This is a genomic window from Bacillus sp. YP1, assembly GCF_000877815.1.
Lineage (GTDB): Bacteria > Bacillota > Bacilli > Bacillales > Bacillaceae > Bacillus > Bacillus subtilis.
Genome location: NZ_CP010014.1, coordinates 3,342,013 through 3,355,738 on the forward strand (window position 1 = coordinate 3,342,013; position 13,726 = coordinate 3,355,738).

Below are 13,726 nucleotides of genomic sequence, written 5' to 3' on the forward strand. Positions count from 1 at the left end.
AAACGAAAAACTGCCTTCTGCTTTTCAAGAGGGCAGTTTTGTATACACTAGGGAAGATGCATTGTCTTTAGATGATTTAACTTCCAAATGACTGGCTCTCCACTTGCGTTAATAAGCTCAATGATATTATTAGAGACATCCTTTAATAGACCAACTTTTTCTGACACCTCTCCCATATCAAATATGACCAATTCACCAATATTTTTTTTGATCTGCTCCTCAAAATTACGCACAAGAGGAACTTTGGAAGGCACGACAGGCAATTGTGAGTTGTCAAGAGTATACGGTGTTTGTTCAGTTGAATAAGGGGTAAACCATTTTAAATGATGCATAGATATAAAAAGTATTTTAAATACAGGTGAGAAAAATACAATATAATCGTTTAAAACATTTGTAACATACCCATGGATCGATCGACCCCCAGTTACATAAACTTCAATAAACTGGCCTTTGACCTTGTTTAATGTATTTCTATATGAAAAAGCTTGAGTTTCTGCCTCTATCATTGGATCTTCCGGATTGATCAAAAATGGCTTCTCAGTACTGGTCATTATTTTCGCCTTTTTCATTTGATGAAGATGCAACAAGGGAATATAAAGATAATTGCAGCCATCAAAAATAACAAAAATATCCTGTCCGATATCTATGAGGGTGCCGACAAACCTTGTATCTCCTGAAATGACAACCTCAACATCTGTGTTAAGGAATTGATTCAAACCTTTCACGATTCTCCTCCTTTAACTGAAAAAGGGCATCACTTAATCTGATGCTCCTCCATTATCTATTAAAATTTACGTTTCCAGTGATAGTCTATCGTTCTGACAATCGTTTCATAGCTATAATCTTCCTTTTGTTTTCCTGAACTTTTTATTGAACTTGAATAACCTGGTGATCTTGATGATTGATAATCTGAAGATCTTGGTGATCGTTTAGATGATTTTGATGAACTCTTTGAACCTGATGAGCTGTATGATTTTGATGATTGATAATCTGATGATCTTGGTGATCGTTTAGATGATTTTGATGAACTTTTTGAACGTGACGAACGGCCAGATTTGGATGATTGATAATCCGAAGATTTTAGTGATCGTTTAGATGATTTTGATGAACTTTTTGAACGTGACGAACGACCAGATTTGGATGATTGATAATCTGAAGATTTTAGTGATCGTTTAGATGATTTTGATGAGCTATATGATTTTGATGAAATGAACGAATTGCTGTCCTTATCATTATTGTCTTCCTGGCTTTGTTCATTCTTTTGATCCTCTTTTTTGTACGACCCTTTTGGGCCTAAGCTGATGCTTTTTATGTGATAAGAATAGATGCGAAGCACCTCTTGATTTTTCACTATAGTATAATGGCCGTCGGCATTATCTACAAGGATACCCTCAATGGCTTCCGGACCTCCACGATTAATTGAAACCCATTTATGAGTCAGACTCTTAAAAACCTCGCTTAAATCATCAGCTTCCAAGACACCTGATGGCGTCTGTCCTTCTATTTTCAAATCGGGCTCATGTTTACTTATACTCTTTATGTGATGGATATTAAAATACACTACCCCATCCTCATTTGTGTTTAACGCAGCGTAATCATCTCCCAGCCAGACCAATCTTCCTTTTTTAGATTCCGGACCCCCTTGATTAAATTGAACTGATTGGTTCATGAATTGTCCGATTAAGCTATGAAAATCGTCAGCGTCGGGCATTTCCCCAGTCTCAATTGCTGTGGTGCTATTATTGGTATCCTCAGTAATACTTTTCACATGCTCCAACTGATAATAAATTATTTTTTTTTCAGCTTGTAAAGCAATATAATCTGATTTTACAGCAGTTAATTTCCCTTTTTTAGATTCCGGACCTCCACGATATACAGTAACAATTTTATCTTTCATTGAATGCAAAAAGTTATAATAAGATATTTCATCATTTGAATGATACTTCATTCTCCTCTTGCTCATTCAAGTTCCTCCTAGTCACTTATACATAGATGATAAACATATTGCATATATACGTGTCACGTTTATTTGTTGAACTAATTCAATAGCCTAATTGTCGCTTTTTCAGCAGAATACCTATTTTCACACATTCATAAAATACTTAAATTATTTTTGAGGTATTGTGAACGGTTTTTAATATACTCACAAATCACATCCGGCTCCCGGTCAAAACGCTCAACATCATTCTTTTTGTATGGGTCCATCAAGATAAAAGGCCTAATCCGCTCATACATCGCCATGATTTTCGGTTCCATATATTCTATCGTAAAAAGAGATTGGAGCGTTTTTTCTAACAGGCGCTTGTAGGACTTGCGAAACTCGGATTCATCCAATATCCGGGCGGTTAGTGTATTAAATCCTTGAATTCTTACATAATCGGCAGCCATCCGCTCTCCATGGATATCCCTGCCCCAGGTCGCATCATAATCCCAAGGAATCACCTCAAATAATCCGGTTTCCCCGCTTCTGTATAATGCGTAGTTGTGGACAAACCCGTCATAGTTCGAGGTGAATACAATACCGGCAAGCCAGCGCAAATACTTATCGACATCCACGTGTTTTGTCACTTCTGACTTAAACTGAGCTTTAGGGACAGTATTAATTTTAAAAATCATATCCTGTAAATAAAAATCATCTTCCACAGTCCCTGTCTTCTTTTCATATCCAAGCTCCAGCGACGTCTTCGTTTCCTTTTCCAAATCGCTCATCAGAGAAAAGTTAGCATCATCATCCACCGCGTAAAAAATCGCGCCATCAGCCAGCTTCCTTTTCGCCAAATAATATTCATCTACGGATTCAAGTTCAAGATAAACCCCTTCATTCTTCCCATTCACCTTTACAAACACAAACTCTGCCTTTGGAGACAGTGTCCCTAGCTCCGAGAAAAAATCCAGAGACAATTTGTTTCTCATCAAGGAAGGGTCTTTATACTCCGCATTTAAGTGAATCTCTCTCGCGCCGCGGAATGTTTTCGGCTGATAAAAGGAAATATGGTATGACTTCTTTTTGAAGTCTCTGATATGTGATCCCCGATAAGCGATATCAATATCCAGCCTTTTTTGATTTACCTTCATCACAGCTGGCACCGGATCATCGTCCCATATATCCTTTTTTAATTCACGCAAATCTTTTGGATGAACAAACAGCTGATAAAGCGGTAAATTGGATTGATTCTTCATCCATAATCCTCCTTACAAATATTAGGCTTTTATTTTTATAAGATCTCAGCGGAACACTTATACACTTTTTAAAACCGCGCGTACTATGAGGGTAGTAAGGATCTTCATCCTTAACATCATTTTTAAAAGGAGGATTTCAAATTGGGCCACTATTCCCATTCTGACATCAAAGAAGCGGTGAAATCCGCAAAAAAAGAAGGTTTAAAGGATTATTTATACCAAGAGCCTCATGGAAAAAAACGCAGTCATAAAAAGTCGCACCGCACTCACAAAAAATCTCGCAGCCATAAAAAATCATACTGCTCTCACAAAAAATCTCGCAGTCACAAAAAATCATTCTGTTCTCACAAAAAATCTCGCAGCCATAAAAAATCATACTGCTCTCACAAGAAATCACGCAGCCACAAAAAATCGTACCGTTCTCACAAAAAATCTCGCAGCTATAAAAAATCTTGCCGTTCTTACAAAAAATCTCGCAGCTATAAAAAATCTTGCCGTTCTTACAAAAAATCTCGCAGCTACAAAAAGTCATACTGTTCTCACAAGAAAAAATCTCGCAGCTATAAGAAATCATGCCGTACACACAAAAAATCTTATCGTTCCCATAAGAAATACTACAAAAAACCGCACCACCACTGCGACGACTACAAAAGACACGATGATTATGACAGCAAAAAAGAATACTGGAAAGACGGCAATTGCTGGGTAGTCAAAAAGAAATACAAATAATCTAAGTTTTCATTGTTTCAATAGGCTGCCGGCGGAGGTACGGAAGCCTATTTTTTTATTTGCCCTGTATTAGATATATGTCATGACATAACATATGCAGCCCGCATCATTTGGTTTCCTTTAAACCATTTCGTTATAATCAAGGTATCCTAACGATAAAGGCGGTTGTTGCTATGTACATATTTCAAGCTGATCAGCTTAGTGCCAAAGACACATACAAGCTATTGTCAGGTACCGTTATTCCCCGCCCCATTGCATTTGTGACAACACTTTCTTCAGAAGGAGCGGTCAATGCCGCGCCTTTCAGTTTTTATAACGTCGTCAGCTCAGATCCTCCGCTTCTCAGTATTTCTGTTAACAGGACGGAAGGACGCCAAAAAGATACAGCGCGAAACGCAGTGGAGAACGGAGAATTTGTCGTTCATGTCAGTGATGAAGCCATCATTGAAGATATCAATGAAACAGCTGCAAGCTTAAGGCCGGATGAAAGCGAGCTTACACGCACCTCGCTTCATCCTGTTGAAAGCAAAGCTGTTTCAGTTCCCGGCATTAAGGAAGCCCGCGTTCGCTTTGAGTGCAAATTAGAGCGGCATATTACCTTTGACAATGATCAAGGCATCACTACAGCAGATCTGCTCATCGGAAGAGTTGTCTGCTTCCACCTAGATGAAAAGGTGTATGATGCAGAAAAGGGATATATTTTAACGGATGAATTAAAGCCTGCCTCACGATTGGCGGGAAATCACTATGCCAAGCTGGGGGAAGAATTCACACTGATTCGTCCCAGCTGAAGAGAAGGACTATTTAAATAGAAGAAACTAGTCAAAAAGACCTTATGATTACATAAATAACGCCTGTAAAAAACTGAAAAAGTATCAAAAAAAAGAACACCCAGAGTAAGCTCGGGGTGTTCTTTTATGAAACGGTTTTCCTTTTTCTTCGTATAAAGGTAGATGAGGAGGAATTGGAATGACAAACTTTTGGATTTTAATGCTGATCGCTATTACCATCAGTCTCGCCTCTCAATTTTTTATAAAGAAAAAATACGGTATTGATAAATCCGGCTGGCGATATAAGCATGTCAGCAATACACACAAATGGATCGAAATCACTTTACTTATTTTGTTTGTGGTTTCACTCTCCTTTTTTCCAGGTGAATATTTGCTTCTTTTATTTTTTATTGTGATTGACTCAATACGAATTTTTATGGAGTGGCATTATAAACCTGAAGATAAACAGTATATGTACCACATTGTAGAGGTCTCCCTTATGTTTGTGCTTTTGATTTATATTTGTACCCTATAGTTATTTAAATCCCCACAGCCGCTCCGTCTCCCCGAGGATCGGCTCCGCCTTGGAGAAAGCCTTCTTCATCAACTTTGATTGCAGCCGCGTGTCCCATCAGCGGATCATAGTCACCGACAACCTCCACGAGATGCCCGCTGTCTTTCAGTTTTTGGATTGTTTTGTCTGTGAATCTGCCCTCGACTCTGAGACCTTCGTATTCCTCTCCCCACGTTCTGCCCCATACCCAGCGCGGTTCGCTGATTGCCTGTTGTGGATGCATTTCGTAGTCCAGCATTCGGGTAATGATGGCCGTCTGGGTCTGCGGCTGGCCTTCGCCGCCTTGTGTGCCGTACAGAATTTTTGGCTTTCCGCCTTTACAGACCATAGCCGGCATCAACGTATGGAAGGTGCGCTTTCTCGGTTCAAGCGTGTTGACATGATTTTCATCCAGTGAGAAAAATGATCCGCGGTTTTGCAGTAATATGCCTGTATCACCGGCAGTGACTGCCGAGCCAAATTCAAAGTACAGGCTTTGAATGAATGACACTGCGTTGCCATCCGCATCGATTACGGCCGCATATGCCGTATCACTTCCCACCGGCCTGCTTTCTGCCGGTTCTGCCAGATAGCCGATTTCTCCCGCCAATCGTTTCGCATAATTTTTATCTAAAAGCCTTTCAAGCGGAATGTCAGCAAACGCAGGGTCAGTCAAAAAGGCATTCCGATCTACAAAACTCTTTTTTAACGCCTCCACAAGCACATGATAATACTCAAATGAACCGTGCTCGATTTGGGTGAAATCATAGTTTTCCAAAATGTTCAGTGTTAATAAACCGGTAAATCCCTGAGAATTCGGCGGCGCCTGATACACACTGTATCCTCGATAATCACTTGATACAGGCGCTGCCCACTCACCCCGATGCGCTTTAAAATCATCGATTGTCATGTAACTGCCGTTATTTTGTAAATGTGAGACAATCCGCTGAGCGAGATCTCCTTCATAAAATGCGCTTCTTCCTTTTTCAGCAATCACATTCAGACTGTCTGCAAGCTCTTTTTGCACAAACCGCTCTCCCGGGACAGGTGCTTTGCCCCTTCTCGTGAAGATGTCAGCCGTGTAAGGCGTGGAAGCCAGCAATTCAATATTCTTTTCTGTGTGACGACACTGATCAGCTGATACAGGAAACCCATTTTGGGCATAATCGCGTGCGGGCTCCAATACATCTGCAAGAGACAGACGCCCGTACTCCTTCAGGACCGCATCCCAGCTATCAACCATTCCCGGCACGGTAATGGCACTGTCAATCCCCCGCAGCGGAATCGCGCTTTTTCCCTTATATACATCTCTCGTTACGTTTTTTCCTGAACGGCCGCTGCCATTGTAGACATTTACTGCCTTTGTTTCCTGGTGAAAGGTCAGCCAAAAGGAATCCCCGCCAAGTCCGGTCATATGCGGGTACACAACCGCAAGACAAGCACTCACCGCAACAGCGGCGTCAAACGCGTTGCCTCCCTTATCCAGTATGCGGTTTCCGGCTTGAGAAGCGAGGTAATGCGGACTGACGACCATTTGCTTTGTACCGATGACAGATTTGTTCATCACAAGTCCCCCTTTTTAAGAAATTTTCTTCAGTATAGGGAGCCTGATTTTTCACATCTACTGATCCGGCAGAAAAACTGACGAACTTTCTTCTTTTCGCAAATAATAAGATATTTTCGCATTCATTTCGAAAACAAATGAAAAATTATTATTTCGATACGTAACTTTTATGATAAAATGATTGCTAAAAGGCTACGAAAGCAGGTGGAGCAATTGAGTCATGAATATCAAATCCCCAACCTTGTACTTGATGAGACTGATAAACAAATTCTCACGATTTTGCATGAAGAAGGCAGAATTTCTTATACGGATCTTGGCAAAAGAGTCGATTTATCACGGGTCGCCGTCCAGGCCCGTATCAACCAATTAATTGAAGCCGGTGTTATTGAAAAATTCACCGCTGTCATCAATCCCGCTAAAATCGGCATTCATGTTTCCGTGTTTTTCAATGTCGAGGTAGAACCGCAATTTTTAGAAGAGGTCGCTCTTAAGCTTGAGGAAGAGCCTGCGGTCACCAGCCTTTATCACATGACAGGCCCGAGCAAGCTGCATATGCATGGGATCTTTGCCAACGATCAAGAAATGGAAGAATTTTTAACAAAACGGCTGTATCCATTGCGAGGCGTCGTCAGTGTTGATTGCCAGATGCTGATCAAACGATACAAAAGCCGTATGGGAATGAAGCTGTAAAGGAGAGAAACGAATGAAAAACCATCCTTATCGGGATATGACGGCCGCAATGGTTCGCACCGGCATATTAGGGTTCGGCGGCGGACCTTCCGTGATTCCGCTGATCCGCCATGAAGCGGTCAATAAATATAAATGGATTGACGATGATGAATTCGGAGAAATATTAGCAATCGCTAATGCGCTTCCCGGACCGATTGCCACCAAAATGGCTGCTTATCTGGGCTTTAAGCTAAAAGGCACATTAGGTGCAGTTGTGGCGACCCTCGCCCACATTCTGCCTACATGTCTTGCGATGGTGGGCTTGTTTGCGGCTGTAAATGTGTTAAGCCATTCAGCAATTGTTGCAGGTATGATCGGTGCCGTCACGCCGGTAATTGCGGTAATGCTCGGAATCATGGCGTACGAGTTTGGCCAAAAAGCGCTTAAAGGTTTCGGCTGGGTTACCGGCATCCTGTTTTTTATCATCGCTTTTATCGGCCTGCAAACTTTACAGATTAATCCCGGCCTGGTCATTATCATTTTCTTAGCGTACGGGGCGTTTCATTTTAAACTGAAAGACAAAATCACAAATAAACATTCAAAAGATAAAGGAATGTCAGCCTCATGATATCGATCTATTTATTTATGGCGTTTTTTATCGCAAACCTACTGGGATATGGCGGCGGACCAGCGTCTATCCCGCTAATGTTTGAAGAAGTCGTAAACAGATACAGCTGGCTCTCAAACGATCAATTCTCAAATATGCTCGCACTTGCGAACGCATTGCCGGGCCCGATCGCCACGAAAATCGCTGCGTATGTCGGCTACAGCGCAGGCGGGTGGCCCGGCTTCCTAATTGCCCTGATTGCAACCGTCGTACCGTCGGCGCTCGCATTGATCATCCTGCTGCGCATCATCCAGCGCTTCCGCCAATCACCTGTCATCAAAGGCATGACGCTGTCCGTCCAGCCTGTCATCGCGGTCATGATGCTCATTCTTACCTGGCAAATCGGCGCAGACGGCATCAAAGCGATCGGCTGGATCCAATCTATTGTGATTGCGGGGATCTCCCTCCTTGCCATGACAAAATTCAAGATGCATCCGGCGTTCCTGATTATCGCGGCGTTTTTGTATGGCGGCCTTGTGATTCCTCATTTATAGAAAAAAGCACCTGGACAGGTGCTTTTTTATTTTGGCCCAGAAATGCCGTTTGATATATGGTTCCTCGCATTCTCACAGAATGCCCTTATATAGGGAGTCAATGAAAAAACTTGCAGCTCCCGGCCTGCAAGTTTTACATGTGATTTTTCTGATAAAACGTTCGCAAAACATGCGTCTCAAGGTCAGCCAGGCGGACAGGGATCGGCAGCCTGCTTTCTTGATTGATCAAGCTCTTCGTGATCTGATAGCTGCTGTCTAAATCAATATAATTACCGCAAGACAAGAAAATAGGCTTCACGTCCCGCCGCGTCCGCAGCGCCCGGCCATATACCTCGCCGTTAATGAGAATATCGGTGTATGCACCGACTTCATTTTCAGGCATCACGAAATCATAGCCTTTGATTTTGAGATAGGTTTTCGCAATCCCAATCGTCGGCTTGCCCAGAAAAAAAGCCGCATGGGTGGCAACGCCCATATGATTGTAATGCAGATATCCGTTGCCATCAAACAAGAAGACATCCGGCTCCGTCTCCAGCTTTTTCGCCGCCTCGATAATCAAAGGCAGCTCGCGAAACGCAAGAAAACCGGAAACATACGGTACGCTGATTTTCCCCATACTATGCACTTTTTCAATGACTTCTTTTGTATCAGCGTCAATCACGATAATACTGCACACCCCATACGGTTCTCCGTTCTGCTCCCAATAGGCGAGATCGACGCCTGCGCAGGTGTTGATGGAGTCTAGGTTGATGGAGGTGGATAGGTTGATTTTATGGATAAGGGATTGTTGTGTTTTTACAAATTCTTCTCTGTTTAGGTTGAAAGAATGTATTTGTTTAACATGCATCTAAAATCAATCCTACCTCCTGTTAACTAGTGTCTGTTTTTCTTTGTATTCATTTTTACTTTGAAAACTTACAACTCCAGGTTCTGCAAACTTTATTAATAGTTCTAATTAAATGTTTAACTACATTTCATTATTCGTAACTTTGTTTAATATAAATTCTATATTTTTAACTATTTCAATATGGCTATTTGTCTGAAATTCATATATGGGTTGATCCCAATCCTCATTTTGCATCATAACTAGTTGATAAAATCCATTAGCATCCGCATCTGGATACCAACCTAAATCAAGTAAGTAATTTTTACGAGAGTATGTTAATTGCATTAAATCTTGTGAAAAAAACAACCATTTTTCATCTTCTGGTGCTAGGTTTTTCGGATCAATTTCTCTAAAACTGTTTTGATTTATGGTCCATCCTTTTGGAATCCTTAAGGGTTGTAAACTTATTTCTGGCATTTTTTTTATCTTTCTCATAAAAGCCTCCTATTACTTATCAATACCAAGTTGTTTTAAATACTTATCTAATCGACTTCCAGCAATCGGATGACCATGATATTCACCACCAGAAAACTCCGCTCTAATCCAGCTTGTTGGTGTACCTAGATCATAACCGACTGTTTTTCCTGCATCATAAATGAAATAATAGTTGTTATTTCCATTATCAATAATATGACCTTTTAGAAGTGCCTCTTTTTCTAAAGCTTTGTTATTCACATCTGGTAAGTACTGAGCAGCTTTTTTACCTGTCATACTAAAACGTTTTGCTTCTTCAGGTGTTTTAGCCTTAACATGTTTATGGCCATGCGGAGTAAACGAAGCATTATTAAGCATCGTTCTAAATTCTTTACGACCATAATATCCATCGTGCGCTACTTTATCGTGATTTTTAGAAATGTTAGGACTATGAGAGCTTCCCTTACGACCGCCATCACTAACCATCTTCACAATCCCAAGATCCTTAACAGCCGTCTTTTCCACATCGACACGTACTGTCGGGATTCCGAATGTAAAGCCATCCGGAGTTACAGGGCGTTCTGCGTACACGCGGACGTTTGTTGGGACTTTGAATTGTTTTACTTTCTCTAGTGTTTTGTTTGCTTTTTGGACTTTTGAATGGGTTGCAAGCGGTATGCCTTTATCAATATGTTTCGCCAATGCACCAGCTCCAACCAAGCTCAATGCCGCTTCGAGCGCCCCTTGCTTCCGCTTCTCCTCAGACACTTTGTTTCCGAACATATCCCGGCCTGTGACGGCTTCTGAGAATCCGTTTGACGCAACAAGGCCGTATGCGCCCATTTCTGTCATTTTGAGAATGTCTAAGGATTTGCCTGTTTTGTAGGCGTCTAATGCGTGTTCAGCAGCGATAGCTGCTTTTCCGGTTTTGTAGATGGCTTTTCCGCCTTTGAAGGCCCGGCCTGCCCAGCCGACGACTGGTATGAATCCGGCAGCGGCCATAGCTCCTGCTGTCACACGCTCTGCGGTGGAGAGTTTTTCTCCGGTAACCGGATCAACGCCTTCGGTTGCTCTTTTATAATCATAATAGCCAGTGACTTCTCCAGTAAAGTTGCAAACTCCATCCCATGTTTTTTCGTACCACGGTTTGTTTGCTTCTTCCTCGGCTTTTTCCTGGAGCCGTCTTGCTTCTGCTTGCTGGTTTTTTGCATCGATATAGGTTGTTCCTTGATTTTCTACTTCAATGACGCTTTTGTAGACTTCATTGCTGTGGAAGGCTTTTTTGTCATAGTACATAGGAGAAGCGCTCTTCCCATTGCTGGTGGCCTGCATGAGAACGGAATATTTGGTGAGCACTGCGTTGTCCAGAGATTCTAAATTTTGATATTCAGTTGTCAGGGATTCATCAAGCTTATCGACAGCTGTGATCGTGTCACGTCTGATTTTTTGGGCATCGTCCATCTTATCTGCATAGTCGTCAAGCGTATACATGTCGAGGTCAATAATATCGCTGATGCCTGACAAAATAGAATCGATTTCTTCTTTATGGGCGGAGACTATCTCTGAGGCTTTCAGGTCTCCATTGGGCAGCTCATGATCCAAAAAAGAAGTTTCCACATATGAATCATTCAGTTCTTGATCTTTAATATCTCCTGAAATGCCATTTAAAAACGCAATTTGAGCAGAGACAAGCGTCAGCCAGCTGTCTACGATTTCCGCCTGTCCCTGAAAAAAATCTTTAATATTGTCCGCGCCTTTTCCTTTAAAATTATCGCCTAAATCTGCAACTCCCTGAAACGCTTTTTTCAGCGTATTCAGCTGCTCCTCAAGCGTCTCATATTGCTTTTTTCTGCTCTTCGCTTCTTCGATTAAAGATTTAGATTCAAATACTTTGCTCATCGCACTGCCCTTTCTTTTCTATTTTACCGCTATCGCCTCGTCCTGCTCTTTGAGTGAATCTACATTATCCTTTGTATCCTCGATATTTTTCTGTACCGCTTTTTTATAGTCTCCGAGCATGGTTTTGATGTTCTCCTCACGCTCATGGTATTTTTTCGTATAATCGAGGCTGTTTTTTCCGTTGGATCCTGCGGCGCCGATTGATACGTCAGCAAGCGCATCTTTGACAGAATCTAATGTTTTGATGACTGTGTCGTACTTCAGCTTAATTTCTGACATAAAAAAAGATCACCACCATTTTAGTTTACTAATTTGTCTTCCTGCTTCTTCTACGAAATCTTCTCCTTTAGCAAGAAGGTCGCCTGCGGCATTCGCTGCACTTTTTGTCAAATTCAGCTCAAATTTCTCTGTCTCAAGCCAGAATATTTTGCTTTGAATCGAAGCCATATACTCGTTATATTTATCATTCACAATCTTAGATGCTTCCGATTTCGCCTCTTCTCTTCCCTTGTCGAAATCATCGGCTTTTGTTCCCGTCCAATGCTTGCCCAATTCTGGTTTTACAATTTCTTTGATTTCAGTGATTGCCTCTTCTTGCAGCGTGTCTATGTCCTTTTTTGCTTTTTTCAGCTTTTCGATCTTGTCTTCCACGTCGGAAATTTTTCCGTTGAGCGAACTTTTGATATCCGCTAGCATACTTTCATAACCCATCTGAATCACCTCTTAATACTCAAAAAGTCGTATGGAGGGGCTGATGAAGATAGACTTTTCCATACTTTATTTCCATATATTATATTTTAAAATAGCCAGAAGGCGGCTTAAATAGGGTAAATGACTTAATTTAGGCATATAACGCTCTTGGAATGTAGGTATTTGATCTTGTTTTTGTTCGTTATACAGTTAATGAAAACGTTTTATAAAATAAAATCACCTAAAGTCATAGTTAAAAAGGCACTTGAAAGAGACAGATGCTGTTGATCTGCCTCTTTCGGCGCTGAGCTTATTGTTCATGTTTATGTTCTTCATCTGGTCGGCCATGTCTGATTTTGTCATTTGGCTTCTATTATTCCCCCCTTCTGACCCTTTGGATCAAAAGCTTGTATTAGCTGCAGTCCCAGTTGTACAGAACGTTTGAAAAGTCTTTTTTCCTTAGATCTTCAGGTGTGATGAAAAAATTGGCGATGCCGACGTCTCCCCACATTGAATCGATATCATCGTCTGAATCAATTTGTAAAAGCATGATGGTGTGTTCTTTATATGCGTATTCCCGGGGATCATGCTGGGTAAAAGAAGCGTATCCGCCAATTTTATGGCCAAATCCGTTTTCAGCCAGTTCATTATAAATGTCTTCTTCATCCTCGCCGAACTGACCAAAGAACTCCATTGTTTCCATGCCTGTATACTGCTCAAATTGAAAATCTGTAGGCAGGACCCATTCCGAAGATTTCACAGGCTCGACTGCCGCTTCTGATAAAATCGGAAAATCACATTCGCCTGTGCCAATAAATGAAAAATCAGAAACAAGCTCGTCTTCGTTTTCTATGATATTTTCAAAATAGATCACTCTGAAATCCTTTTGTTCACATCGATCGTCAAAATTCAATCCATAGACGTCATCATGAAGAGAAATGTAGAACTGCAGGATACCTGAAGAAGGGTAGCCGTCAAGCTGGGGAATGTGCGAGAAATTAATCTGTGCCAGAAGCTTCATCGGCTGTCCATTTTCATCAGTCGGGTATGTTTCATGCTTGGGGAAATAGGGATCACCGGCAATTTTGCTGTCATATCGTCCTGTTTTCCCTTTTCGGACATTCAGTTTCACGTATTCTTTCGCTGATTTCTCCAGCAAGTCGCGGTACGGTCTCATTTTTTCGGGTAGATGATTCATCAGATTCTCTCCT

General features: G+C 41.5%; 17 protein-coding genes. 6 read left to right on the plus strand and 11 right to left on the minus strand.

All coding sequences use genetic code 11. From position 1 onward, the window contains the following. Positions 1-47: 47 nt before the first annotated feature. From QF06_RS16430 to cotH, 3 genes are all read right to left on the minus strand, one after another. Positions 48-725 (minus strand): DUF2642 domain-containing protein, encoded by a 678-nt coding sequence (locus QF06_RS16430; protein ID WP_041850449.1) that lies wholly within the window; start codon positions 723-725, stop codon positions 48-50. A 59-nt stretch (positions 726-784) separates the two neighbouring features. Continuing rightward, positions 785-1,963, minus strand: coding sequence for a hypothetical protein (locus QF06_RS16435; RefSeq protein ID WP_041850448.1), 1,179 nt, complete (start codon positions 1,961-1,963; stop codon positions 785-787). A 128-nt stretch (positions 1,964-2,091) separates the two neighbouring features. After that, positions 2,092-3,180: a spore coat protein CotH gene (gene cotH / locus QF06_RS16440; protein ID WP_014478176.1), complete on the minus strand. Its 1,089-nt coding sequence runs from the start codon at positions 3,178-3,180 to the stop codon at positions 2,092-2,094. Between the two features lie 141 nt (positions 3,181-3,321). On the opposite strand from cotH, the gene cotG reads away from it, so the two are divergent. From cotG to QF06_RS16455, 3 genes are all read left to right on the plus strand, one after another. After that, positions 3,322-3,909: a CotG/ExsB N-terminal domain-containing protein gene (gene cotG / locus QF06_RS16445; protein WP_080009846.1), complete on the plus strand. Its 588-nt coding sequence runs from the start codon at positions 3,322-3,324 to the stop codon at positions 3,907-3,909. A 173-nt stretch (positions 3,910-4,082) separates the two neighbouring features. Then, positions 4,083-4,700 (plus strand): flavin reductase family protein, encoded by a 618-nt coding sequence (locus QF06_RS16450; RefSeq protein ID WP_014481120.1) that lies wholly within the window; start codon positions 4,083-4,085, stop codon positions 4,698-4,700. A gap of 178 nt (positions 4,701-4,878) precedes the next feature. Then, positions 4,879-5,214 carry a DUF4181 domain-containing protein gene (locus QF06_RS16455; protein WP_041850447.1) on the plus strand — a complete coding sequence of 112 codons (336 nt, stop codon included), beginning with the start codon at positions 4,879-4,881 and terminating at the stop codon, positions 5,212-5,214. 4 nt (positions 5,215-5,218) lie between these two features. Here the strand turns inward: QF06_RS16455 and ggt are convergent, their stop codons facing one another. After that, complete coding sequence (ggt, locus tag QF06_RS16460) at positions 5,219-6,796, minus strand: gamma-glutamyltransferase (RefSeq protein ID WP_041850446.1); 1,578 nt, start codon at positions 6,794-6,796, stop codon at positions 5,219-5,221. Positions 6,797-7,009: 213 nt separating this feature from the next. Between ggt and chrS the strand changes: the two genes are divergently transcribed. The 3 genes from chrS to chrA are packed head-to-tail and all read left to right on the plus strand — an operon-like array spanning position 7,010 to position 8,626. Continuing rightward, complete coding sequence (gene chrS / locus QF06_RS16465; protein ID WP_014478181.1) at positions 7,010-7,486, plus strand: chromate efflux transcriptional regulator ChrS; 477 nt, start codon at positions 7,010-7,012, stop codon at positions 7,484-7,486. A gap of 13 nt (positions 7,487-7,499) precedes the next feature. After that, positions 7,500-8,093: a chromate efflux transporter subunit ChrB gene (gene chrB, locus QF06_RS16470; protein ID WP_015251064.1), complete on the plus strand. Its 594-nt coding sequence runs from the start codon at positions 7,500-7,502 to the stop codon at positions 8,091-8,093. Further along, positions 8,090-8,626: a chromate resistance efflux protein ChrA gene (chrA, locus tag QF06_RS16475; RefSeq protein ID WP_041850445.1), complete on the plus strand. Its 537-nt coding sequence runs from the start codon at positions 8,090-8,092 to the stop codon at positions 8,624-8,626. Before chrB ends, chrA begins: the two co-directional genes overlap by 4 nt. Positions 8,627-8,759: 133 nt before the next feature. Here the strand turns inward: chrA and QF06_RS16480 are convergent, their stop codons facing one another. From QF06_RS16480 to QF06_RS16505, 7 genes are all read right to left on the minus strand, one after another. Beyond that, positions 8,760-9,473 carry an endonuclease V gene (locus QF06_RS16480; protein WP_041850444.1) on the minus strand — a complete coding sequence of 238 codons (714 nt, stop codon included), beginning with the start codon at positions 9,471-9,473 and terminating at the stop codon, positions 8,760-8,762. 120 nt (positions 9,474-9,593) lie between these two features. Continuing rightward, entirely contained in the window at positions 9,594-9,947 is a 354-nt protein-coding gene (locus tag QF06_RS16485) for a hypothetical protein (protein ID WP_041850443.1), read from the minus strand. A gap of 12 nt (positions 9,948-9,959) precedes the next feature. Further along, a complete protein-coding gene (locus QF06_RS16490) occupies positions 9,960-11,825 on the minus strand; it encodes a ribonuclease YeeF family protein (protein WP_041850442.1) in 1,866 nt (621 codons plus the stop codon). A gap of 18 nt (positions 11,826-11,843) precedes the next feature. Continuing rightward, positions 11,844-12,104, minus strand: coding sequence for a YwqI/YxiC family protein (locus QF06_RS16495; protein ID WP_003221757.1), 261 nt, complete (start codon positions 12,102-12,104; stop codon positions 11,844-11,846). Positions 12,105-12,113: 9 nt separating this feature from the next. Next, complete coding sequence (locus QF06_RS16500; RefSeq protein WP_010332155.1) at positions 12,114-12,536, minus strand: YwqH-like family protein; 423 nt, start codon at positions 12,534-12,536, stop codon at positions 12,114-12,116. 216 nt (positions 12,537-12,752) lie between these two features. Continuing rightward, positions 12,753-12,878: a hypothetical protein gene (locus QF06_RS21915; protein ID WP_128441894.1), complete on the minus strand. Its 126-nt coding sequence runs from the start codon at positions 12,876-12,878 to the stop codon at positions 12,753-12,755. Positions 12,879-12,927: 49 nt separating this feature from the next. After that, positions 12,928-13,713, minus strand: coding sequence for a YwqG family protein (locus QF06_RS16505; protein ID WP_041850441.1), 786 nt, complete (start codon positions 13,711-13,713; stop codon positions 12,928-12,930). Between the last annotated feature and the right edge of the window lie 13 nt (positions 13,714-13,726).

What these genes read in the sequence shown, in the direction of transcription:
- ggt (WP_041850446.1), bottom strand. Translation starts at nt 6,796, where the DNA reads ATGAACAAATCTGTCATCGGTACAAAGCAAATGGTCGTCAGTCCGCAT.
- QF06_RS16450 (WP_014481120.1), top strand. Translation starts at nt 4,083, where the DNA reads ATGTACATATTTCAAGCTGATCAGCTTAGTGCCAAAGACACATACAAG.
- chrA (WP_041850445.1), top strand. Translation starts at nt 8,090, where the DNA reads ATGATATCGATCTATTTATTTATGGCGTTTTTTATCGCAAACCTACTG.
- QF06_RS16505 (WP_041850441.1), bottom strand. Translation starts at nt 13,713, where the DNA reads ATGAATCATCTACCCGAAAAAATGAGACCGTACCGCGACTTGCTGGAG.
- chrB (WP_015251064.1), top strand. Translation starts at nt 7,500, where the DNA reads ATGAAAAACCATCCTTATCGGGATATGACGGCCGCAATGGTTCGCACC.
- QF06_RS16490 (WP_041850442.1), bottom strand. Translation starts at nt 11,825, where the DNA reads ATGAGCAAAGTATTTGAATCTAAATCTTTAATCGAAGAAGCGAAGAGC.
- QF06_RS16495 (WP_003221757.1), bottom strand. Translation starts at nt 12,104, where the DNA reads ATGTCAGAAATTAAGCTGAAGTACGACACAGTCATCAAAACATTAGAT.
- QF06_RS16435 (WP_041850448.1), bottom strand. Translation starts at nt 1,963, where the DNA reads ATGAGCAAGAGGAGAATGAAGTATCATTCAAATGATGAAATATCTTAT.
- QF06_RS16455 (WP_041850447.1), top strand. Translation starts at nt 4,879, where the DNA reads ATGACAAACTTTTGGATTTTAATGCTGATCGCTATTACCATCAGTCTC.
- QF06_RS21915 (WP_128441894.1), bottom strand. Translation starts at nt 12,878, where the DNA reads ATGACAAAATCAGACATGGCCGACCAGATGAAGAACATAAACATGAAC.
- cotH (WP_014478176.1), bottom strand. Translation starts at nt 3,180, where the DNA reads ATGAAGAATCAATCCAATTTACCGCTTTATCAGCTGTTTGTTCATCCA.
- QF06_RS16480 (WP_041850444.1), bottom strand. Translation starts at nt 9,473, where the DNA reads ATGCATGTTAAACAAATACATTCTTTCAACCTAAACAGAGAAGAATTT.
- QF06_RS16500 (WP_010332155.1), bottom strand. Translation starts at nt 12,536, where the DNA reads ATGGGTTATGAAAGTATGCTAGCGGATATCAAAAGTTCGCTCAACGGA.
- QF06_RS16485 (WP_041850443.1), bottom strand. Translation starts at nt 9,947, where the DNA reads ATGAGAAAGATAAAAAAAATGCCAGAAATAAGTTTACAACCCTTAAGG.